At 55.6% G+C, this 19606-nt stretch carries 27 protein-coding genes; 11 read left to right on the top strand and 16 right to left on the bottom strand.

Translation table 11 applies throughout. From position 1 onward, the window contains the following. The first annotated feature begins 558 nt into the window (after positions 1-558). Positions 559-1221 (top strand): hypothetical protein, encoded by a 663-nt coding sequence (locus tag HACJB3_RS20505; protein WP_174264875.1) that lies wholly within the window; start codon positions 559-561, stop codon positions 1219-1221. A gap of 58 nt (positions 1222-1279) precedes the next feature. On the opposite strand, the gene HACJB3_RS17415 is transcribed toward HACJB3_RS20505, so the two are convergent. From HACJB3_RS17415 to HACJB3_RS17405, 3 genes are read right to left on the bottom strand one after another with little or no spacing between them, the layout of a single operon-like run. After that, the gene (locus tag HACJB3_RS17415) at positions 1280-1729 is read right to left on the bottom strand and encodes an HVO_A0114 family putative DNA-binding protein (protein WP_174264874.1); all 450 of its coding nucleotides are present in this window, start codon (positions 1727-1729) and stop codon (positions 1280-1282) included. Positions 1730-1753: 24 nt separating this feature from the next. Continuing rightward, positions 1754-2092, bottom strand: a complete 339-nt coding sequence (locus HACJB3_RS17410; protein WP_174264873.1) for a toxin-antitoxin system TumE family protein — start codon at positions 2090-2092, stop codon at positions 1754-1756. Then, positions 2064-2345, bottom strand: a complete 282-nt coding sequence (locus HACJB3_RS17405; protein WP_008415414.1) for a hypothetical protein — start codon at positions 2343-2345, stop codon at positions 2064-2066. The genes HACJB3_RS17410 and HACJB3_RS17405 overlap by 29 nt, the downstream gene beginning before the upstream one ends. A 202-nt stretch (positions 2346-2547) precedes the next feature. Between HACJB3_RS17405 and HACJB3_RS17400 the strand changes: the two genes are divergently transcribed. The 7 genes from HACJB3_RS17400 to HACJB3_RS17370 all read left to right on the top strand — a co-directional run bounded on the left by HACJB3_RS17400 (position 2548) and on the right by HACJB3_RS17370 (position 9026). Further along, complete coding sequence (locus tag HACJB3_RS17400; RefSeq protein ID WP_049934740.1) at positions 2548-3675, top strand: polysaccharide deacetylase family protein; 1128 nt, start codon at positions 2548-2550, stop codon at positions 3673-3675. An 82-nt stretch (positions 3676-3757) separates the two neighbouring features. After that, positions 3758-4873: a glucosamine inositolphosphorylceramide transferase family protein gene (locus HACJB3_RS17395; protein ID WP_008415417.1), complete on the top strand. Its 1116-nt coding sequence runs from the start codon at positions 3758-3760 to the stop codon at positions 4871-4873. Positions 4874-5332: 459 nt separating this feature from the next. Then, on the top strand, positions 5333-5686 hold the full coding sequence (locus HACJB3_RS17390; protein ID WP_241430840.1) for a DUF2178 domain-containing protein: 354 nt from the start codon (positions 5333-5335) through the stop codon (positions 5684-5686). Between the two features lie 18 nt (positions 5687-5704). Further along, a complete protein-coding gene (locus HACJB3_RS17385; protein ID WP_148258280.1) occupies positions 5705-6121 on the top strand; it encodes a DUF2178 domain-containing protein in 417 nt (138 codons plus the stop codon). After that, a complete protein-coding gene (locus tag HACJB3_RS17380; protein WP_008415420.1) occupies positions 6118-6318 on the top strand; it encodes a helix-turn-helix transcriptional regulator in 201 nt (66 codons plus the stop codon). Before HACJB3_RS17385 ends, HACJB3_RS17380 begins: the two co-directional genes overlap by 4 nt. A gap of 250 nt (positions 6319-6568) precedes the next feature. After that, positions 6569-8485, top strand: a complete 1917-nt coding sequence (locus HACJB3_RS17375) for a serine hydrolase domain-containing protein (protein WP_008415422.1) — start codon at positions 6569-6571, stop codon at positions 8483-8485. 91 nt (positions 8486-8576) lie between these two features. After that, positions 8577-9026 (top strand): SHOCT domain-containing protein, encoded by a 450-nt coding sequence (locus HACJB3_RS17370; RefSeq protein ID WP_008415424.1) that lies wholly within the window; start codon positions 8577-8579, stop codon positions 9024-9026. Positions 9027-10513: 1487 nt separating this feature from the next. On the opposite strand, the gene HACJB3_RS17365 is transcribed toward HACJB3_RS17370, so the two are convergent. Continuing rightward, entirely contained in the window at positions 10514-11659 is a 1146-nt protein-coding gene (locus HACJB3_RS17365) for a zinc-dependent alcohol dehydrogenase (RefSeq protein WP_013199655.1), read from the bottom strand. A gap of 512 nt (positions 11660-12171) precedes the next feature. Between HACJB3_RS17365 and HACJB3_RS19835 the strand changes: the two genes are divergently transcribed. From HACJB3_RS19835 to HACJB3_RS17350, 3 genes are all read left to right on the top strand, one after another. Continuing rightward, complete coding sequence (locus HACJB3_RS19835) at positions 12172-12474, top strand: ribbon-helix-helix domain-containing protein (RefSeq protein WP_049934735.1); 303 nt, start codon at positions 12172-12174, stop codon at positions 12472-12474. Between the two features lie 6 nt (positions 12475-12480). Beyond that, complete coding sequence (locus HACJB3_RS17355; protein ID WP_008415434.1) at positions 12481-12759, top strand: type II toxin-antitoxin system RelE family toxin; 279 nt, start codon at positions 12481-12483, stop codon at positions 12757-12759. 190 nt (positions 12760-12949) lie between these two features. Beyond that, complete coding sequence (locus HACJB3_RS17350) at positions 12950-13483, top strand: hypothetical protein (RefSeq protein ID WP_008415435.1); 534 nt, start codon at positions 12950-12952, stop codon at positions 13481-13483. Positions 13484-13503: 20 nt separating this feature from the next. Here the strand turns inward: HACJB3_RS17350 and HACJB3_RS17345 are convergent, their stop codons facing one another. The 12 genes from HACJB3_RS17345 to HACJB3_RS17290 all read right to left on the bottom strand — a co-directional run bounded on the left by HACJB3_RS17345 (position 13504) and on the right by HACJB3_RS17290 (position 19540). Beyond that, the gene (locus HACJB3_RS17345) at positions 13504-13905 is read right to left on the bottom strand and encodes an HVO_A0114 family putative DNA-binding protein (protein WP_238532920.1); all 402 of its coding nucleotides are present in this window, start codon (positions 13903-13905) and stop codon (positions 13504-13506) included. Further along, the gene (locus HACJB3_RS17340; protein WP_013199653.1) at positions 13889-14200 is read right to left on the bottom strand and encodes a toxin-antitoxin system TumE family protein; all 312 of its coding nucleotides are present in this window, start codon (positions 14198-14200) and stop codon (positions 13889-13891) included. Before HACJB3_RS17340 ends, HACJB3_RS17345 begins: the two co-directional genes overlap by 17 nt. A gap of 54 nt (positions 14201-14254) precedes the next feature. After that, on the bottom strand, positions 14255-14830 hold the full coding sequence (locus HACJB3_RS21170) for a TraM recognition domain-containing protein (RefSeq protein WP_081461376.1): 576 nt from the start codon (positions 14828-14830) through the stop codon (positions 14255-14257). Beyond that, positions 14746-15849, bottom strand: a complete 1104-nt coding sequence (locus HACJB3_RS21165; protein WP_013199652.1) for a type IV secretion system DNA-binding domain-containing protein — start codon at positions 15847-15849, stop codon at positions 14746-14748. The genes HACJB3_RS21170 and HACJB3_RS21165 overlap by 85 nt, the downstream gene beginning before the upstream one ends. Before the next feature lies 1 nt (position 15850). Beyond that, a complete protein-coding gene (locus HACJB3_RS17325) occupies positions 15851-16372 on the bottom strand; it encodes a relaxase/mobilization nuclease domain-containing protein (protein WP_013199651.1) in 522 nt (173 codons plus the stop codon). Continuing rightward, positions 16369-16836 carry a hypothetical protein gene (locus tag HACJB3_RS17320; RefSeq protein WP_008415441.1) on the bottom strand — a complete coding sequence of 156 codons (468 nt, stop codon included), beginning with the start codon at positions 16834-16836 and terminating at the stop codon, positions 16369-16371. The genes HACJB3_RS17325 and HACJB3_RS17320 overlap by 4 nt, the downstream gene beginning before the upstream one ends. Positions 16837-17641: 805 nt before the next feature. Further along, positions 17642-18112, bottom strand: a complete 471-nt coding sequence (locus HACJB3_RS17315; protein WP_013199650.1) for a hypothetical protein — start codon at positions 18110-18112, stop codon at positions 17642-17644. A 196-nt stretch (positions 18113-18308) separates the two neighbouring features. Then, a complete protein-coding gene (locus HACJB3_RS17305; RefSeq protein ID WP_008415444.1) occupies positions 18309-18695 on the bottom strand; it encodes a hypothetical protein in 387 nt (128 codons plus the stop codon). Continuing rightward, the gene (locus HACJB3_RS17300) at positions 18692-18934 is read right to left on the bottom strand and encodes a hypothetical protein (protein WP_008415445.1); all 243 of its coding nucleotides are present in this window, start codon (positions 18932-18934) and stop codon (positions 18692-18694) included. Before HACJB3_RS17300 ends, HACJB3_RS17305 begins: the two co-directional genes overlap by 4 nt. Further along, positions 18931-19116: a hypothetical protein gene (locus HACJB3_RS17295; protein ID WP_013199649.1), complete on the bottom strand. Its 186-nt coding sequence runs from the start codon at positions 19114-19116 to the stop codon at positions 18931-18933. The genes HACJB3_RS17300 and HACJB3_RS17295 overlap by 4 nt, the downstream gene beginning before the upstream one ends. Further along, positions 19113-19277 carry a hypothetical protein gene (locus HACJB3_RS20410; RefSeq protein WP_008415446.1) on the bottom strand — a complete coding sequence of 55 codons (165 nt, stop codon included), beginning with the start codon at positions 19275-19277 and terminating at the stop codon, positions 19113-19115. The genes HACJB3_RS17295 and HACJB3_RS20410 overlap by 4 nt, the downstream gene beginning before the upstream one ends. After that, on the bottom strand, positions 19274-19540 hold the full coding sequence (locus HACJB3_RS17290; protein WP_008415447.1) for a hypothetical protein: 267 nt from the start codon (positions 19538-19540) through the stop codon (positions 19274-19276). Before HACJB3_RS17290 ends, HACJB3_RS20410 begins: the two co-directional genes overlap by 4 nt. Positions 19541-19606 lie beyond the last annotated feature (66 nt).

The following is a 19606-nucleotide window of genomic DNA, read 5'->3' as shown; positions in this document are numbered from 1 at the left end:
TCAGATGTGAAGACACGATTGGTATGCCCTCGTTCTTAGACTGGCCAAGTATGCCCACTGCCTGAGGTCGACAGGCCCGGAACTTTCTAGTTAATAGAACACATTGATATCTAATGTGGCAACATTAGTGCGGAATCCCGAGAGGGCGACGCCATCGAGGGCAAGCTAATGCGGATTTTAGCTTCCTACCGCTCTACTCACCGGGAAAACATCGACGCAGCCAGCCCGCATACCCACCCCGCAAAGAACTAACCAACACATAAGCAGAGACACAGTCATCAGCGTCTACGTATCAGAATCAGAGAAGAATCACCTCAAAAGCGAGGCCAACGACGAGGGCGAAACGCTCTCCAGTTACGTCTACAAACTCGCCCAAGCCGAACGAAAACGCCGCGGTGTCGAGAAGGCCGCCACCGACCTCTCCGCCGAGGAACGCATCGAGGCCCTGATCGCCGAGGCAAAAGAGGACCTGACCGAGATCGCCCAGGACACAAAGGACATGAACGCACGGGCCGGCGCCTACTCGATCGCGAACTTCGAACGGCCGACGAGGAAAGTGTGGACTTCCTCCGTGAGGCAATCGGGACCTCTTTCGAGCAGTACACGCGATCGTCCGGCGACGACCGTACACCAAGCGAGAGCGAGGAGAAAGAGGAGTATCAGTTCGCGAAGGGCGACCTTCGGAACTTCGACCCCGGTGAGGCGGTAGCGACGTTCCAACATCGACAGATCCGAGATGATTCTTATACTGGAAGCGGGGGTGTCTACCGTGAAACGGTCGATATACCGGAACTCGAAGAAGTCGGGCGACGATTGCTCGACGAACTTGACTGGCACGGTATCGCTTGTATTGAATTCATGGAGGATGCAGAGACTGGCGAGTTCAAAGTCGCAGAGATCAATCCACGAATGTGGCAATCATTAGCGTGTGCCGTTCATGCCAATGCGGACTTCCCGTACTGGTACTGGCTCCAAGCTGGTGGTCGTTCGGATCTGGTTGAGCCTGGCTATACGGTTGGTACTGGGAGTCACTACCTATATGGCGAGGCTGAGCATGTTCTGAGTATTGTGCGTGAAGACTCTCCATTAGTTGAAACACCATCACTCGTAGGGACGGGATGGGAAATCGCACAATCCTGTTACGAGATGCCATATTTCGACTATCTACGGCTCGATGACCCGTTTTCATTCCTCCGAGAAGTACGCAATATCGGGCAGTAATCTCGACTTTCTAAGGCGTAACTTCGTCAATTTCAGCCGGGTTTGAAAAGCGCCGTGTTTATGGCGCGGCAGTGGCCGTGTCGCCAGTCTCTGGATCGAACGGGAGATTGATGATGAGTTCGTCGAACCAAACGACCGGGCGCTTACTCTGGCCGTCTTCCTCGAAGAAGATGATGCCCAGCTGGGCGAGTCGGCTGAGTTCCTCGTGGACGTTCTTCACGTCCCGGTTAACGACCCGTGCGGTTTCGTTGATGCTGGCTGGCTTTTCCCGGCGGATGGCTTCAATGAGATCGAGGACGCGCGGCGTCAGTGTCCCCATAAGATCGTCGTAGCTACTAAACGAGAGCGTTGGCGTGGAATTCACCGCGTCGCCCCGTTCGAGCGTCTCGATCCCGTCGGTGACGTTGTCGTGGAACTCACCGGACGACTTCACGGTCACGACGAGAGTTGATTCGGCTCGAAGCTGTTCGCGTTCCATCGGGTGCAGCGGCAGTGTGGTATCGTTCATGGGTATCACCGTGGTGTGAGGGCCTCACTTGACCTCTAACTCGGATTTCGGGATCTCGCGCCAGAACCGTTCCCAAAGTTCGACCATCCCGGGGAACGTGATGATGTCTGGGTCGGGGTCCGGTGCGACGTGCAGTTCGTGCCCTTTGGTGTCCTCGTGTGAGTTGTCGTACCGACGAATCGTTCCATCGTCAAGCGTACGGGGCGGGTCCGGTTCCGTTGCACCGTAGTGGAGCTTATACGCCCACCCAGACGGGTACGCGCCACGGTCTGTCCGCATACAGAACACACGGACGACAGTCCCGTCGGGGAACTTCCTCCCCTCGCTCATGCCATCAAGGTCGTCGTCCGTCAGTGAGGCCATCCTCATCCATTGGTACACTGGCCAATACTATAAGACTATTGGTCAGGAGAACAATAGCAGTCGTCGCACTCCAATACTCATATGATTCCTCGCCACCAGTCCATTTCACCACGTCATGTCCTTTCCATTCGCCTGTCTTCTCGTATTCCTCCTCGCTGTCTTCGTCCGGAATTGTAAACTCGCCGAAGTAGTGATTTCCCTTGTACGTGTCGTCCTCGTAGGTTGTGATTTCGATTACCTCGCCGCACTCCATGCAGTCTCGTTCAATTGTGCGTTTCTCTCTCGGCATACTATCAGTCGTTGTTTCTGATCTCTAATCTGATTATAGATTTCTCTCCATTCTACTTAAGATAATTCTCGTTATAAAATCCCAATTCGTATTTAGATTCTAATTGTTATTGTGCTCTTTCTAACATTTTCGCAATATATATCTGTCGTGTGTCAAATGGCATATTATGGGAGAACGGGGAGAGACACGGCGAGAAGTGCTACGCAGCGTCTTCGGATGGGGGATACTTTCATGGATAATTTCTACAATAAAACAGCTGTTCGGGATACAGGACAGTAACGAAACGACGCAACCGAACAGCAACCCACAACGTACTGACCAAGAGCCACCTGACGGACCCAACGAGGAAAGTGAGGAATTAGAAGACGAAACTGAAGAACAAGAGGAAGAAGACTCGGAACCAGCCAAGCCTGAAAACGGAGCCATTGTTTTTGTCTACGATGATGGACCAATGACTGACTATACGCAGGCACTCCCAGCTCATGAAGAGTTTGACGTGCCTGCGACTACTGGTATTGTGAGCGAGTGGGTTGGGCGCACTGATTACATGGGCACTGAGGAATTAGACGAGTTAGTCGATGCGGGCTGGGAGATCGCTAGTCACACGAAAGAACATCGTCCACTTGCAGCATTTTCACTCGTCACGGACATCCATCCCACGGATACAGAGGTTTCGGCGAAAGGGTACCGACAGGGTCACCACGAAGGGAGTACAGTCGAAATCAGTGATGGAGAGACGAAAGTCACTCGAGAAGTCGCTGGACTTGGCGGAGCACCCGGTGAGCGCCGCATTGCACTGACCGAACCAGTTGGTGAGTCATTCTCCGCAGAGGACACAGAAATTCGCCATCCGGCTGAGACAATGCATGAGGCGCTTGGCGACTCAAAGGACACGCTCGAAGAGATGGGCTATGACGTGTCAACACTGTTGGCACCGTATGATGCATATTCAGGGTATTCGGACTTGTTCGTCCCAGAGTATTACGATGGTGTGGCGAACGCTCGACATGGATCTCGCATTAATGACCCCACAGAGTACGATCCATATGAGACCAAACGAGATTACTTCATTGAATTCACGACGGAGACGGCAGTCAAACAAGATCTAGATGAGATTGCTGAGGAGGCACTTCTTGGCGTGGTTGGGGCACACACGGTCAAAAAGAAGGTGACTGAAGAGTCGATCGGCCAAATGCTTGAGTGGATTGAAGAACGCGAGATCGAAGTTCTGACACTTCGTGAGGCGATATCGATCTACGCCGATGAGTCTGAAACGGCAACCGGTCATCACTGATTTTATTTCTTAAACAAATGTGTGGGATAATTATCGTGATTTATGCAATGGAAGACGTGTACGATAGGAAGATCAGACAATCATGAATCGACGGCGGGAGGTACTGGGGAGTCTCGGCGTTGTGCTGACCGGGCTGGCGGGCTGTACCGACCAAACAGAGGAGAGCGACGAGGGGTTACCTGGCCTCCCGGCTGAGGGGACCGAGATCGGGTCGACGGGAGGAAGCGAGAGGAGCGGAGGCGAGCCCGAGGCGCCACCGGCGTGGGATGAGACGATCCCCACGTACCCCTATCCGGAAACCGGCGTCGGGCCGCTGACTCCGAAGCCCGATCCGGCGGTCAACAATCCGGTGTTGACTGCCGAGAACGTGACGGATCTTGACGAGCCACTCTTCGTCGCGGACCCGTTCCTGTTCGTCGAGGATGGTGAGTGGCACATGTTCCTTGAGGCCGTCGAGGCCGGCGTCGGCGGAGTGATTTCCCATGCGAGTAGCCCGGATGGTGGCGTTTCCTGGGAGTACGAGGAGGTCGTCCTTGAGCGCGACTGGCATCTGTCTTTCCCGTACGTGTTCAAATGGGACGGTGAGTACTACATGACGACCGAGGAAGGTCGCGAGGACGCTATTGTCCCCCTCTACCGGGCCGAAGAGTTCCCAAGGGAATGGGTAGATGTCGGACCCGCATACGATCCCGCTGAGTTCGGCCACGGCGTGACTGACCACGTATTCTTCCGGTGGGAGGACCGCTGGTGGTCGATTGCCGGTGACGCGAACGAGGATGCCTATGCGTACTACAGCGATGCCCTCGACGGCGACTGGACGGCCCACGATGCCAACCCGGTGATCGAGGGACGACCCGATGCTTCACGACCCGGCGGTCGGCCGATCGTGACCGACGAGGGGATCATGATGTTCTACCAGGCGACTGTGGAGTTTTACGGAGAGTCACTCTCAGCCTACCATATCACTGACCTCAGTCCCGAAACCTTCGAGCAGGAGCAAGATCCAACCTCACCGCTGCTGGAGGGGACTGCCGAAGAAGAAAACGAAGATCCAGCTTGGAACTCCCTACGGATGCACCATTATGACCCGTGGTATCGCGGCGAGGGTGGCGGATGGCGTGCCGCTGTCGATGGCGGTGCTCGGGGGATGGATGGGCCAAACTGGGCGATCGGTATCTACCAAATTCCTGAAGGGTGACGGTGAGTCGTCTCCCGGACTAAACCCAAGACCGACGGGCGCTTCACTGACAATAGGAGATTCTACTCCTTTCAGGATACCGATGGCGAGGATCATGGTAGCTGGCTCTTGGGAGATGCTTTGAGGTCGTCCCTAGGACCCAATTCGTATTTTCTTATTCATTCGGTCCACACACCGACTCTTAGACAGAGAGCAACCGACTAACCCATCGACACCGATAAGCGTACCAACAGTCAATCAAGGTATATAACAATAATTCAATATTTATATGTGTGATACAATATATAGCAGATGCTGGCATCCCGACGGCCGAAAAATATAAGTAGTAATGTAAAGGTTGTTTTACTGGAAAGCTTCCTTTACGGAAAGCGAGCTTTACACAAACTGGCAACAATCATGACTGAACACGAATCACCTATGATGCAACGGCTTTCGCAGAGACAACAGTATCAACACCTCATGTACGGGTTGCTCGTGGCCGGTATTCTCGGTCTGCTCATCGGAGTCTACTTCAATCAATTCGTTGCCGGAGTGCTGCTCTATTGGGTTGGCTTCTTCGGCATGCTCAGCGTCTGGCAGCTCAGCCCAGTGCTACTATACGACGAGCGTGACATCGCCATTGAGCGGAAGGCAAGCGATTGGACGCTTAGCATCTTCGCATTCGTGCTCGTTCTCGGTGCTCCCAGCGGCCTCATCCTTGAGCACGGCGGAGTTCTCACCCTTCCAAACGCGTTTCATGGAGCAATGTGGGTACTGGTCACAGTCTATATTGTCTTCGGCGTGATCTACACCATCCTCCGACAATATGTGTGAAGTCAGAAATCATTCACAATGACATCCAATAGAAATTCCGACTCGTTCACGATCCTCGGTTCCAGACGTACTGTTTACGGTAGTTCAATTACCCTTGGGCTAATACTCTACTTTGGCTTACAAGCCCTCGGCTATCCAATATGGGGAGTCGCTGCGCTCGTGCTTGGCTTTGGCGTGGCTATCACGCTTGCACTTACAAGTGACCGACCATTGTGGGATGAACGCGACGATGAGATCCACCGCCATGCAGCTAGCCGAACCGTTACGTTGTTTGGCTGGCTCGCAGCTCTCGTGTATCCGACAATTGTTGTGCTCGATGCACTAGGATTGCTTGAGTTCCCGTTGTGGCTCGTGCCGATCAGCGCGTTCATTATACTATTCTACCTCGTATATGGGGGCTTCCAGCTGTACGACCGGTTCGCCGCGAGTCTATGAAAAACGATCTCCGTGAGCGCCGCGGCCAAACTGGCGAGAGCCAGGCTGACTTGGCCGCTGCCATTGGCGTCACACGCCAGACAATCAACTCGATTGAACGTCAACGCTACGACCCATCGCTAGAGTTAGCATTCACGCTCGCTCGCCACTACGATTGCATAATTGAAGATATTTTCAACCCAGCGTTCAATGAATAACAATACACCACCCTTCGATAGCAATTCCAAGCCCTCGACCTCCCTCGGACAGCAACTCAGTGGAAGCGAACCGACTCGCAGAGCCGTTCTTGCGGGCACCGGTGCGCTTGTGGCTGGGACTGCATCAACGAGCGCAACCAGGACAGCCCAAGATGGGAGTAAGATATCACCGGTTCGTAATCAGCCAACCAATACCGCCATCGAACAGAGTGTTTCACTCACTAATGTTGAGACTCTGATCGATGATCAGATGGCCAATGCGGTCAATAACGGCGACATTGTGGGCGCGACAGTCACCGTCGTCCACAGTGGTGAGACCGTGCTGACAAAGGGGTATGGCCAGACTGAGGCAAACGGCGGCGAATCCGTGGGTGCTACGATGCCGTTCCGGATTGGCTCAATCACTAAACCAGTAGTCTGGACCGCTGCCATGCAGCTAATTGAAGCCGGTAAAATCGATCCACAAGAGGATATCCAGGCATATCTGGACTCAGTCTCAGTTCCAGGTAACGAGCCGATCACGATGGCTAATCTGGCAACTCATACTGCCGGATTCGAGGAACGAAACCAAGGACTATGGGTGAGTAGTCCGGATAAGCGGCGTTCGCTACCCGGCGTGCTCAAGGCGGAGCAGCCAGCCCAGGTTCGTCCTCCCGGTGAGACATTCTCGTACTCAAACTACGGGTCAGCGCTGGCAGGACAAGTCATTGCCGAGGTGACTGGTCAAAAGCTCGGTGTGTACATCCGTGAGCATATCTTCGAACCCCTGGAGATGGATACTGCATCGATCGCACAGCCGGCTGATCCCTCAGCGATACAGGGGTACACGGCTCTTGCTGGGTCGCCGACGGTGGCACCGGGGCTCGCTTTAGAGCTCTGGCCGGCTGGCTCGATGACCGCCAGTGCGGTAGACATGAGTCGGTTTATGCGTGCACACTTAGCGAATGCAGAAACCGGCGAGCGTGGTCTTTCGCTCGATGTCGTGACGCGAATGCGAGAGCAGTGGTTCACACACCACCCTGCGGTTGACGGCGTCGGTTTTGGCTGGATAGAAACGGCCTATGGGAACGTCCAGACGCTCTGGCATAATGGCGCGATTCCTGGATCGTTCTATAGTCACCTTGTTTTGGTACCCGACGCCGATCTCGGTCTATTCGTTTCATATAATACTGATACTGGTGCGGAGGCAGCAGGCGAACTTATCAATGCGTTCCTCAACGAGAGTGTCGGGCTGAACGAGCCACCGGAGCGCAAGCCCAGCGGTCGACCTGACCATGCTGATGAGCTTACTGGGACGTACCGCGGCCTTCGAATCGCGGAAACCTCCCACTCAAAGCTGTTCACGACACTGCAGGCTGGCGAGATCAATGTCGCTGTTGAGGGCGATCAGTTGATCACTAAGGCTGGGGGCGGATCAACGCGCTGGATTGAACGCGATCCGCTGGTATTCGACAAGGTTGATGGCCACGAAACACTCGCATTCTCCGAAGATATTTCCCAACTGTACCTGGGATATCAAGCGTTTGAGCGCCGTTCATGGTCCGAGTCGCTGGCGCTCCACGGCGCACTAGGCGCCGGCTCGATTCTAGGGATCCTTGCTGGTACTGTCGGTCCACCACTTGCCGCCAGGGTACGCCAGTTCTGCAGCAGTAACTCAGTCGATGCGACAGCGCCCAAGGGCGATAGCAAGCCCGCAGGCGGAATGAGCGCCGACAGTACTACCAACGCAGCGTTCTCTCGGACGGAAGGTGAGAGCGATACGGCGGCTAATTCAGCGGACATAATATCGACCGACGATTCACTAGCGAAAGCCGGCGAACGATCCATGAGCAACCGACTGCTGGCATGGCTTGCTTCGCCCGAGGCCGCGTGCCGAATGATCGGCACTGCTGCCGGACTCAGCGTTGTGTTCGTTATTGGCTTAGGTGTGGGTTTGGCCGTTGATCCGACGCTGTTCTCGAATCCACCACTGTGGTACCGGCTGCTGCTGGTTCTTCCTCCACTGGCCACCTTGATAACGGCTGTTTCGGTGGGGTCAGCAATAGTAACGTGGCGTGCCGGCTCATGGCGTCCTCGGACTCTGATCACGTACTGTACTCTTACCATGTCAACGGCGGTCAGCTGCTGGCTGCTGTACTACTGGAACTTGTTCGGGATTCCTGGCTGAGATCATAAGCGCGTTCGTTTGGATGGGTACTTGGAACAGCGTAATCAGGGATCGAGAAAAGGTTCATTATTCTATACAATCAACTCATAGCATGGAGATTAGTAAATGGGTACCAAACTGGATTCAGAGTCTCCCCAGATGGGCTGTTCTCCTTAGCATACTCCTTGGCATGCTCGTCGTAATGACCGTAGTATCAACGATCCTTCGCTTGTTTTTTGCGGTCGTTGCTGCCGGTGTTGAACTCGGAAGTGTTACCGCAGGCGTCATTGCTGGGCTCAGCATGCTTCTTTTGATGTTTATACCTATCGTACTTCTCGTAAGGCCACTATTGAACAACAAGCAAAAGACCGATACCACCGGTGATAAAGAAAGCAACTCTATCCAGAGGCTCCGAAAACAGTATGTAAACGGAGATATAAGTGAAGAGATATTCGAAACTCGGCTTGAGCAGCTTCTTGATGAACCAGGTGAAGGGACCGATGACGATAACACAGCTACTGAAAGAACTCGTTCAATCCAAGAAACGGAGACCACCAATTAGTAGAAACTACCCCGTCCCCGCATCGAAAAGAGTGCTGTTTAGTTTTATTGCTCCTGACGCGAGTATATAATAGTGTTCTATTCTACCAAGGCTGCGGAGCGGAACAGAGGGAGAAGCAGTATGAATTCAGACAATAAAACCAACAATCCAGACGAATCCGGGCAGATTTTTGAAATGTATTTATTTTAGCCTTAGAATTCAGTATAGAGTTCGTATCTGGAGGGCCGTTACATACAGACCGTGGGTCTGTTACTCTGACCGTGAGTGCCGCCGTAGCTCGTTCAGCAACGTTGGAAGTATAATACCAACACCAAATAGTGCCACAAGTTCTAACAGATCGCTATTAGCGTACTCTGTTGCTAAATACCACGCTGTGAGGCCAAGAAACATAAATATCAGCGTTATCTTCGACTCAGTACTGAGCAAGGGGTCGCGGGGCATATCTGCGAACTCATTGCGGAATTACATAAATGGATTGTTCATCTCTCCACAAGGAACAGCCGTTACATACGCAAGAACTACCTAACAGCTGCTTCATCCCTCAATACGATGGAACGAAGCAGGGAACTAGGGTGATCAGGAGTCCGTTTCTTGCACATCTGTCCCTGACAGCCGTTTCTCGCGGGTTACTCAACGGCGACTTCCCGGCACTATCTTCCTCTAAGTGCTGATCGACCGGCGTGATCTACTTCCAACTGGATCAATCTCGCCTGTTGAGGGTGCGTTTTTGCACATCGGGACGCTCGGATATTGTGCAAAATCGGGGATCGGATTCTGTGGGCGTGCAACCGCCAGTAGTTGCCCAAGAGACGTCTTCCACGGGGTCTCCGATCGCGCTTATCAACTCTGCCGTGTGAAGCTGGATCGGGATCTGTCGGATCAGTTCTTGGAGGTCAGTTGGGTAGTGGGAACGATGGCAGCACTTCCACAATCGTTGCAGGTATCGACGCTCCGTCTGTACGGTGTTCCACACACTCGACATGCGTACCGCCATTGATCTGTATTGCTCAGGTTGGTTTTGTCCTTATGGACTCGATTGTCTCGCATGCGTCCGACTAGCGGCTGCCGCTTCTTGAGAAGTGGCCTTGCGAACGAGGTGTGTCGTGAAATCCGTCGATCAAGAGTCATACTGATGTTCATTACTAATCCTTAACTGCAATATTTAGATGTGAATTGCTAGAAGCCGAAACAACTGTCGATACTGTTTGATACGCTATTGATCAGTCCCTGATACCGAAGCGCCGGCACCGCTGCCGGGTACAGGGGCTAATTACGAGCGAGCAGACTCTCGCTTGAGGGATACATTGGAGGGACCAATCTCCTCCAGCACCAGCGACGCATTAGTGTTCCCCTCGATTCGGACGAGAAGAGATACGACAGTTGTCACTGCATGAGCGGCGGCGAGAAGCACGGTCCCTACCGCTACCGCGTGTATCGAGAAGCAGGTGACGTTCGTACAGGATCTAACGGGGTGAGTCGTTCGCCGATTACGGCTCTAGGACGACTTTAATGCAGTCGTCCTCCTTGTCGTTGAACGTTTCGTAGAGTTCGGGCCCGTCCTCGAGCGAGCCCCGGTGGGTGATGATTTCCGCGGGATCGATTTCGCCGTTCTCGATCGTCTCGAGCAGCGGGTTCAGGTAGGCTTGAACGTGGGTCTGGCCCGCGTTGACCGTGAGAGCTTTGTTCATCAGCGGGCCCATCGGCATGTCGTCCACTCCGTCGATGTAGACGCCTGGGATCGAGAGGGTTCCGCCCTTGCGACAGGACTTGATCGCCTCCTGGAGCACGTAGGGACGGTCGGGCTCGTCGGGGACGTGATCGACGCAGGTGTGATGGGCCTCCGAGCCGACGGCGTCGATACACCGGTCGGGCCCTCGGCCGTCGGTCTCGTCCATCAGCCACTCGTAGACGTCGTCCTCGGAGTAGTCGATCACCTCGGTGTCGGCGTGACCCTCGGCCATCCCAAGGCGTTCCTCGATCCGGTCGATTGCGATCACGCGGTCGGCGCCCATCATCCAGGCGCTCTGGATGGCGAACTGGCCGACCGGGCCGCAGCCCCAGACGGCGACCGTGTCGTTCTCCTCGATCTCGGCGTTCTCGGCGGCCATATACCCCGTCGGGTAGATATCGGAGAGGAACAGTACCTCCTCGTCCGAGAGGTCCGACTCGATCTTGATCGGGCCGACGTCGGCGTGGGGTACCCGCAGGTACTCGGCCTGCCCGCCGTCGTACCCGCCAAGGGTGTGCGAGAAGCCGAACAGACCGGCTGGCGAGTGGCCCATCGTCTCGGCGGCCATCTCGGCGTTCGGGTTCGTCTCGTCACACAGCGAGTACAGATCGTTCTCGCAGAACCAGCACTCGCCACAGCTGATCGTGAAGGGGATGACGACGCGGTCGCCCTCCCGGAGGTCGTCGACCTCCTCGCCGACCTCAACGACTTCGCCCATCGGCTCGTGACCGAGGATGTCGCCCTCCTCCATGCCCGGCATGAAGTCGTTGTAGAGATGGAGGTCCGAGCCACAGATCGCCGTCGCCGTGATCTCGACGATCGCGTCGGTCGGCTCCTTGATCTCCGGCTTCGGGACGTCGTCGACCCGGACGTCGCCCTCGTCGTGCCAGCGGAGTGCTTGCATAACGATCAGTACTAAACAGCCGTCTGCATGATGGTGTGGCTTGTCCTTGCAAAGTCCTATTAAGTGTTCTATTGAAAATGGAAGACAGCGTGGCGATTTGCCGATTTCAACGGTTGCTGTTCGGTAATATCCACACTCCTTAGTCACGAATATACTCGTTTCGAGATGAGTTCGTGGTTCATCGTCAAAATGGAGAGGAATTACGCCACTTCCCAGTAGAAATTCGTGAATTCTCGACGCAAAATTTTCTTGACTCCGCTGCTGTACCGCATTTTCAATAGAGCACATCCAACCACACTCTACTTTGGGGCGATGTCCGCGCTGCGCGAGTACTCTGTCATCTCTTTGAGCGGTGAGAACGGGTCGGTGAAAGGGGGAGGGGGTGCTGTGACTGTTAAGACAACTTCGACTATCCCATTCTGTTGAAACCGGCTGAAACCATACCAGTCAGTCAGACGTGGGGCTTGCATGCAGCGACAGCTCTATTTGTATCGCCATTGTAATACACACGTATGTCAGACGCATCGCCAACTAAACCCAGTGATGGTGATGAGCGTCCGCAAATCAACGTCCGTGTCACCCCGACGTTCCTTGAACAGATCGACGATGTGTGGCAAGGACGGGGATTCAATTCCCGTTCAGAGTACATTCGGCACGTGCTCCGTGATTCAGTCGAAAACCCTACGTTCGACCGTGACGAGTTGTCCGCACTCGCCCGCGCCGAACGCGAGATCCGGGACGGCGAGACTTATTCTCGTGAGGAGATCATCGACGAGTTCGATCTCGATACCACCGAAAGCTCCGAAGAGGAGTAGACTCGAATGAGCGATGAGTGGACGTGGCGATTCACGTCACAGGCGCGCGACGATTTCGAAAAGCTCGAACGCGATGACCAGCAGCAAATCCGCAAGAAGCTCGATGAGATTTGCGAGTCGCCATGGCGAGACCCGCCGGAGTATGGAGAGCCGATGCAGAACAGTCCTTATAAGAAGGTCAGAGTTGGCGGTTTTCGGCTGTCAACGACCTTTGACCATTCGAACACGGACATGATCGTCGCCCGGATCAAACATCGTGGTGGTGCATATACTGCCGACGATTGAGATCCGCGTCACTGATTTTACTGAGTTTCCGGTTGGAAGATGGGCAGCTGGTTGTACAACAAAGCATGGGTGATGAGAGGGTATCAACACGAATTCAGAGTACGGTGGTCGGTGAGTAGAGTCTGCTAAGATAGCGATCCCGTTGAATGGGGACTGCGTATTTTTACAGTTCGCTGTAGAACACCATCTCATGGTAGCGACAAATCAAATCCTGTCCGTTTTCATCATCTTTGCCCTCGTACTACTCGTGACCCGGATCGGAGCGATTGCACTCCGAATGACTGGTATCTCACCGGACGTGGCCTCATTTCAGGCAGCATCAGCATTTTCGGGAGCGGGGTACACGACCGAAGAAGCAGAGTTTACGGTCTCAGACCCAAGCAGACGAACCATTGTCATCTGGCTCATCCGACTCGGAAGCATCGGGATTGTGAGTATGCTTGGGTCGCTCCTTCTGTCGTTCACCAACGCCGAGGGCGAAAACATTCTTACTCTCATCTACGTTATCGGTGGCGTTATCGGGATTATTCTTCTCGCTCGTAGCCAACTATTGAATCGAGCATTGACGCCAGTTATTGAATGGGCACTTGACCGTACAACGGATCTTACCATCCAAGATTACACGCAAAACCAACAGACTAAGAGTCTGATTTTGCATATCAAGACACTCGGATATTGTGCAAAAGTCGGGATCGGGTTTTCTGTACGTGCAACCCCACAGTAGCACCAAAATGGGTCCGCAGATCACGGAGCGATAGGTACCTTGATCTCGATATCATCATACCAAACTGAGGGCCGCCGTGAACGCCCCTCGTCCTCGATCTCGACGAGTCCGTAACTTTCGAGTTCTTGGAGGTTGTCGTGAACCTGCCGGATATCACGCCCAACTCCACGGGCAAGTGCTCGAATGCTCTCAGGCGACTCGCGGGCAATTGATCGGAGCATCTGAATGTTATTTGCCGAGAGAAGCCGCTGTAAATCCTCCTCTCGCTGAAACGTGATCTCGTAAAGCGGATCAATATCTTCGCCTCGGTCGAGCGCCTCGAAACGCTCGCCAACCTTCTCGAAGGCGTTGCTCGGCGAGGCGACACGAACGGTCAGCGTTCGGTGCATTGGGGCGCTGTTGTGGTTAGTCGGTGCGTTCATGATTTTCGACCTCTGTTCTGAACCGTTCTAAGACGGCTTTGTAGTCGCCTGGGTATTCGTAGGTACCATCCACTCCATCGGCCGTGTGGCGTTCGTGGCCTTTCGTATCGGCGTGTGAGTTATCGTAGCGGAGGATCGTCTCTCCCTCACCTGTCCCGTAGTGCAACCGGTATTTGATGCCATCTGGATAGGCGTCTGACGCCGGGACAGACCACACATTCATCCGAACGATCCGCCCTGTCTCGGGGAAGTCGAGTGATTCACTGAGTATGAGTGTGGCCTCGTCCCCGGACATATTGATGTTACGAACCACATCATAATAGATGTTGGCATTGTCTGTTATCCCGAGCTACTCCTCAAGCATACGAATCCGGCCATGGACGTAGCCTTTACCCTGTCGACAAATTACCGCCTCCCCCGCGTCGAAGCTCCGAAGGTCGCCCTTCGCGAACTTGTGTTCTTCCTCAGTTTTCATTTCTCGCGACGTCTCAACCATACCGCCACCTAACGGCGCTTCTTTCCGCTCAACGTGGCCGGTGTACTCGTTGAACTCCGTACCGACCGTTTCCCGTAGGAAGTCCACTGACGGTTCGTCGGCCGTCCGAAGGCCGATTACCGTAACCATCCCCGAGAGTAGCGCGTTCGCTCTCTCGCGGCCGTACGTGTCCTGGAGCTGCGCGACACTCTGTAGGGAGAGTATCGCCTGACAGTTGTTCCCCCGGCCGACGTTTATCAGCTCTCCGAGTCGGCTGATAGACACGCCCATATGCTCTATCTCGTCGAGTAGGTAGTACGCCGACCGACGCGGGTCAGACATCCCGTGTTTGATGGATTCATCTATCAGGTAGCGGAACACGGGCGCGATCGTCTCGCTCTGGCGCGTCGGGTAGTCGAGTACGAGAATACGGCCTTGCGGATTCGCCATGTACTCACGAATCGAGAAGTCGCCGGACTTCGCGAAGTCACCCACAAAGAGGTCTTGAACTTGTTGCTGGGCGCTTGAGAACACTCCCCCGGCTGTTTGGCCGTCTCCGGGTCAATCGCACTCGCAGCTGCCGTTAGGTCCTCGTGGCCGTCTCTGCTAAGGTTCTCGTGCATTTTCTTAGGACTGGCGCGTTGCCAGTAGCGCACGAGGTCGGCGTTCGTCGGATTGTCGAGCTCACGTTTCAGGTACTTCAGGTTCGCGGCAAATAGCTGGCGGCCTGCCGTATCGAAGAAATTGTTCTGGTCGCGTCCCTTTGGAAACAGTGACCTTGCAATCTCGTCGGCGTCAGCCTCAGTTTCCATTTCCGCGAAGATGTTCCACGCGATCGGTGACCCTATCTCTGTGCTCGAACCCTGGGATGAGAGGCGGATCATGGACGCACCGCGTTCCTTGAGGAATGCTTGGTAATCTCGCTTCATGTCGAACACTACCACAGGCTCACTCGGGTCGGCCTGGAGCTGATCGACGAAGTGCTTTAGTGTCTCACTCTTGCCGGCTCCACTCGCTCCAAGAGTCAGCAACGAACGACGTGGAACGTGCATAGCGCCGTCTGTCCACTCGCTCACGTCGTCAGCCTGCGATTCGTAGATAGTCAATGGGAGTGAGAAGTTATCCCGATCGGGCCTAACGTCGCTCGTTAGACCCGATACAAGGCCGATAGTCGCGCCGATAGCCGTGGGTATTCCAACTCGAATCGTCTCATAGAGCAATGCCCCACCGATACCGAAGAACAGGGCGACAGTAAGCCATATCGCGCCGGTTACGTCAGCCAACCAAAGGGCCACGAACCACCCGATGATGGCTGCTAGGGGTGTGAGTGCTCTATTGACGTCGCGTAGCGGGGCCGTAATCACCCGCCATGCATCGTAGGGACCGACAGGGGAGAATCCTTTAACTTTGCTTACGTAGGCTAACATGGCGGCTACCGCCGTCAGATTGAGGAGGGTTCCAAGCACCATCTTAGCGGCCCCTCTCAATCTCTAATTCGTCCTCTAGTTCTTGCTCCCGCTCTCGCGAATCACGTTCGTTCGCACGCTCTTTCTCCTGTCGGCGGTGTTTGTACCTCTCTCGTTCGACCATCCGCTCATTGGCCGTCTCTCGGACATTCTCGACGTCACCACGATCCATGTAGAGGTCCGTCTTCTCACCCGTCATGGCAACGTGAGCGTGCGGGTGTTCAGTATCCCGATGAACACTATACGCGTAGGTCACCGTGGGTCGGTTTTTCGTGAACTGTTCCATTGTTCGGCGCGTCTCTTTGCCGATCTCATCGTTTGAGAGGTCATTTCCGTTCTCTGGGCTGATTATCATGTGTCTCTCGAATTGGTGACGTTCGCTCTTTTCGACGAATCGCTCTTTCTGCTTGTTGGATATGAGGCGGCCGGCTCTGTCGTGAACCGGTGTATCTCCCTCTCTGCCGATGTATGCCATGAGTTTCCCTGCGCCAGAATCACGATACTCCGTCTGGAGAAACGTCGTCATAGGAGGTCATCGACTTCCGTCGGTCCATCATCGTCTTTATCGTCGGTTTCAGCGTCTGAGTCGGCACTGTTCGACTCCTCACTCGAGAGATCAGTATGTTCCTCAAGCGGGTAGCGAAGCCGGCGAGCACCCGTCTGAAGTACCTCACGTCGACGAGCATCCGGGTAGTTCTGTTTCAGCAGCTCGAAGTTCGCGACTGAGTAGGTCCCGGCACGAGCGTTCATGTCTCGTATGTCTTCGGCGATTTCCTCGAGGGCATCTGTCCCTTCAGCGATCAAGGCCTCGATGCGTTCCTCGGCGGATAGCTCTGTAGCCGATTGATCCAGATTCTGGCGTTGGCGCTCGGCCTGCATGAGCTTGTAGACATAGCTGGAGAGTGTTTCTCCTGCATCGTTGGCCTCGCTCTTGAGGTGATTCTTCTCTGATTCTGATACGTAGACGCTGATGACTGTGTCTCTGCTCATGTGTTGGTTAGTTCTTTGAGGGGTGGGTATGCGGGCTGGCTAAGTGGTGGTTTTGCTGGTGAGCGGAGCGGTAGGCAAGCTAAAATTCGCATTGGTTTCTTCTCAATTCACCTCTCATCTGTCGGTTTCATACCAATTCTACCACAGTAGATACCAATGTGGTACAGTACCTAGTAAGTTTCGGCCCCGTCGGCCTCAGACGATGGCATACCCGGCCCTGTCTAAGTCCGCCCGCATACCATATCGCTGATAGAAAACTTCCCCCCTCAATTCTCCCTACAGCCGTCGGCGTCTGAGTGCAAGCTTACAGTAAGGTCGAAACTTACCCCCTCCACCCAACCTACTAGGGTCGGCAGGCGTCCTGATATGTCTGGCATATCAGTCATGATGATAGGCCAGCTGTAACCGGAACCCTAGCGGCGCTCCAAGAAACGCCGTATTCTCGCGGCCTTCGGCCGCTCCGAGACGGGGATTCTCGCGCCGCTACGGGACAGTAGTCATACCGCCTAACACGAGTGGACCGCCTGCCGGGAGGGTGGCCCCCGAGAGGCGGCTAATGAGTTAGCAACGATGGAAGCGATGCCCGTGATTGATCCAGGCCCACGGGCCGGGCCTGACGGAGTCCTACCTCGACGAACACAGTCCCTCGCCCGTCAGGGGTCATCGGGAACGACTCAGTGCGTGCTCGAGCGGTGGACCTTCATCGCATTTTCTTGGATGAAGGGGCGACCGCACTCAGGACACGGAACCACTTTGTCGACGAGTAGCTCCGAGAGGCCGGGAGTATCCGCGCTCATTCGGGGCGCTAGAGCGCCTCGAGGTCGATGTCCTCGTGGGAGGTGTTGAGGATGTCCGCTGCCTCCTGGCGCTGGGCCTCGGCATATTGGGGGGCGCGAGTCTCCATCCTCTGCGCGCTTTCAAGCTTCTCGCGGGCGGTGTTGCGCTCCTCGGCCGTGAGGTCCTCAACACTCCCCTCGTCGTTGTCCTCGAGCAACTCCGGACTGGCCCCACCCGTCTCGGGCTGCTGGGAGAGGGCCGTCACGGTCTCGTTTGCCTCGTCTCTGTCCATCGCGATAAATTGCCCCGCGAGGGCGTCGAGATCGAGACTGTCGGGGTCGGCGACGCCGCGCTGGCCGAGCGAAGTCCCGAGAACCTCGCGAATCGCGTCAACCGACTGCTCGCTAACGAGGACTGGATCCTCGCCGCGGTCTTTCATCCGCCGGTGGTCATAAAGCAAATCAACTTGTTCCTGGTCGAGTTCGCGGTTCGAATTCATGGTTGATCGTAATCGTAATTGTAATCGCAATTGCAATTGGTCAGCTGCCGATCCAGATCGCGAAGACGCCCCTTCCGCGGACTCTCACCGCGGTCAGTGGGGCGATCTTGAACGGAGAGAAGACTGGTGTTAATGCTGCTGACAGTCACAGCAGCGGGCGTCGCGACGCCCTCGCCACGGGTCGCGAAGTCGTGGGTCATCGGGACAGGCCTCCAGTCAATCGATCCCACGCGCCGACTAGACGGTCGCGAAGCCGAACCGAGAGGGGAAGGTCCGCCCGCCGGCGAATCGAGCCGTTGAGGGCCATCTCCAGCTCGTCGTCCTGGATCTCGCCAGCGTAGGCGACCATCTCACGAGCGTGCTGGAGGGCCGCCTCAGCGTCGGCGTCGTCACGGAGGGTGTCGAGTCGCAGAGCGCCGTCCTCGCCGCGGACGTAGACCACGTCCTCGTTGGGCTCGAGGTCGTTCGCGAGCAGCAGGGCGTGGACAAGTGACAGGCGGTCCTCATCACCGTCGAGCCCGTCGAGTTCGTACACGATTCCCCGGACCAGCGCCCGATCACTCTCACTGAGGTCGGGGGTCATTCGTCCCCCGTCCCGGAATACTCAATCTTGTACTCAAGATCACTGCCCGGTTCCTTGCCCGGAGCGATCTCAACGCCCTGCTCGTTGACATAGACGCCCCGTTCGGCGTTCCACTCGTAAAAGCCGCTCTTCCGATCCGCTTCGTCGGCGTCCCCACCGATCACGAACTTCTGGAAACCCTCGCTCGGTTGGTCGTCCTCCAGGTCCCCGACCCGATTCGCGAGAGAACGGCGGGTCATGGCTCGACCCTGACATGTTCGGCGTCGCCGGGCGTATCGGCCACACCGAGTATCTCCCGGCCTTCGCGCTCGGCACGCTCGCGAGACATGACTAAGACGTGGTTGAACTCAATGCCGAGCGAGCCACCCGACCGGCCCGATTCGAGCGAGTCAACTCGGTCCTCGAGCGAACGCCGAGTCATAGTTCGATCCGCTCCTCAGTAACCCCCGGTTCCGGGGCCTCGCCTTCCGTCGGTTCCCACGGCGTCGCGACCACCGTATCCCGGAGTTCGATTACTGTCCCGTCACCCGGACGCTCGGCCTCCAGTGACTCAATCCGATTCGCGAGCCCCTGTCGAGTCATTGGCGCTCCTCCAGTTGCTCAACCCGCTCGGCCAGTTCCTCGAGGTCCTGGTCCTTTTTCAACTGACGATACTGTCCGCATGCGTATGCCAGCTGGCGAATCCACCCCTGACGGACCTTTTCGTTCTCGGCGTCGCGAACCCGCCCGGCAGTCACCTTCCGGTGGGCCTCTGATATGCCGTCCTCGAGGAGGGAAATCACTTCCGCGCGGTCCGGGATGTCCGGCCCGTCGGTCTCTGGTGTCGGCGGCGAATCCGCGCTCATACCGAACCCCCCATGGGTTGGCGTACTTCCCGCCCGGTCTCGGCAATGTCGGTGGTTATAGCGTGC

The organism is Halalkalicoccus jeotgali B3, from assembly GCF_000196895.1.
GTDB classification, from domain to species: Archaea; Halobacteriota; Halobacteria; order Halobacteriales; family Halalkalicoccaceae; genus Halalkalicoccus; species Halalkalicoccus jeotgali.
The sequence above is the reverse complement of the archived record's forward strand: the minus strand, read 5'-3'. Positions and strand labels throughout refer to the sequence as shown.

Excerpts from the sequence above, each read along its gene's own strand:
- HACJB3_RS17385 (WP_148258280.1), top strand. The coding sequence starts at position 5,705 with ATGACATCCAATAGAAATTCCGACTCGTTCACGATCCTCGGTTCCAGA.
- HACJB3_RS17380 (WP_008415420.1), top strand. The coding sequence starts at position 6,118 with ATGAAAAACGATCTCCGTGAGCGCCGCGGCCAAACTGGCGAGAGCCAG.
- HACJB3_RS17390 (WP_241430840.1), top strand. The coding sequence starts at position 5,333 with ATGTACGGGTTGCTCGTGGCCGGTATTCTCGGTCTGCTCATCGGAGTC.
- HACJB3_RS17290 (WP_008415447.1), bottom strand. The coding sequence starts at position 19,540 with ATGAGCGCGGATTCGCCGCCGACACCAGAGACCGACGGGCCGGACATC.
- HACJB3_RS20410 (WP_008415446.1), bottom strand. The coding sequence starts at position 19,277 with ATGACTCGACAGGGGCTCGCGAATCGGATTGAGTCACTGGAGGCCGAG.
- HACJB3_RS17375 (WP_008415422.1), top strand. The coding sequence starts at position 6,569 with ATGGCCAATGCGGTCAATAACGGCGACATTGTGGGCGCGACAGTCACC.
- HACJB3_RS17410 (WP_174264873.1), bottom strand. The coding sequence starts at position 2,092 with ATGGCCTCACTGACGGACGACGACCTTGATGGCATGAGCGAGGGGAGG.
- HACJB3_RS17300 (WP_008415445.1), bottom strand. The coding sequence starts at position 18,934 with ATGACCCGCCGTTCTCTCGCGAATCGGGTCGGGGACCTGGAGGACGAC.
- HACJB3_RS17370 (WP_008415424.1), top strand. The coding sequence starts at position 8,577 with ATGGAGATTAGTAAATGGGTACCAAACTGGATTCAGAGTCTCCCCAGA.
- HACJB3_RS17400 (WP_049934740.1), top strand. The coding sequence starts at position 2,548 with ATGGGAGAACGGGGAGAGACACGGCGAGAAGTGCTACGCAGCGTCTTC.
- HACJB3_RS17345 (WP_238532920.1), bottom strand. The coding sequence starts at position 13,905 with ATGAACGCACCGACTAACCACAACAGCGCCCCAATGCACCGAACGCTG.
- HACJB3_RS17405 (WP_008415414.1), bottom strand. The coding sequence starts at position 2,345 with ATGGAGTGCGGCGAGGTAATCGAAATCACAACCTACGAGGACGACACG.
- HACJB3_RS17315 (WP_013199650.1), bottom strand. The coding sequence starts at position 18,112 with ATGAATTCGAACCGCGAACTCGACCAGGAACAAGTTGATTTGCTTTAT.
- HACJB3_RS17340 (WP_013199653.1), bottom strand. The coding sequence starts at position 14,200 with ATGTCCGGGGACGAGGCCACACTCATACTCAGTGAATCACTCGACTTC.
- HACJB3_RS17305 (WP_008415444.1), bottom strand. The coding sequence starts at position 18,695 with ATGACCCCCGACCTCAGTGAGAGTGATCGGGCGCTGGTCCGGGGAATC.
- HACJB3_RS17395 (WP_008415417.1), top strand. The coding sequence starts at position 3,758 with ATGAATCGACGGCGGGAGGTACTGGGGAGTCTCGGCGTTGTGCTGACC.
- HACJB3_RS17355 (WP_008415434.1), top strand. The coding sequence starts at position 12,481 with ATGAGCGATGAGTGGACGTGGCGATTCACGTCACAGGCGCGCGACGAT.
- HACJB3_RS17295 (WP_013199649.1), bottom strand. The coding sequence starts at position 19,116 with ATGACTCGGCGTTCGCTCGAGGACCGAGTTGACTCGCTCGAATCGGGC.
- HACJB3_RS17320 (WP_008415441.1), bottom strand. The coding sequence starts at position 16,836 with ATGAGCAGAGACACAGTCATCAGCGTCTACGTATCAGAATCAGAGAAG.
- HACJB3_RS17415 (WP_174264874.1), bottom strand. The coding sequence starts at position 1,729 with ATGAACGATACCACACTGCCGCTGCACCCGATGGAACGCGAACAGCTT.
- HACJB3_RS17365 (WP_013199655.1), bottom strand. The coding sequence starts at position 11,659 with ATGCAAGCACTCCGCTGGCACGACGAGGGCGACGTCCGGGTCGACGAC.
- HACJB3_RS17350 (WP_008415435.1), top strand. The coding sequence starts at position 12,950 with ATGGTAGCGACAAATCAAATCCTGTCCGTTTTCATCATCTTTGCCCTC.
- HACJB3_RS21170 (WP_081461376.1), bottom strand. The coding sequence starts at position 14,830 with ATGGCGAATCCGCAAGGCCGTATTCTCGTACTCGACTACCCGACGCGC.
- HACJB3_RS19835 (WP_049934735.1), top strand. The coding sequence starts at position 12,172 with ATGTCAGACGCATCGCCAACTAAACCCAGTGATGGTGATGAGCGTCCG.
- HACJB3_RS17325 (WP_013199651.1), bottom strand. The coding sequence starts at position 16,372 with ATGACGACGTTTCTCCAGACGGAGTATCGTGATTCTGGCGCAGGGAAA.
- HACJB3_RS21165 (WP_013199652.1), bottom strand. The coding sequence starts at position 15,849 with ATGGTGCTTGGAACCCTCCTCAATCTGACGGCGGTAGCCGCCATGTTA.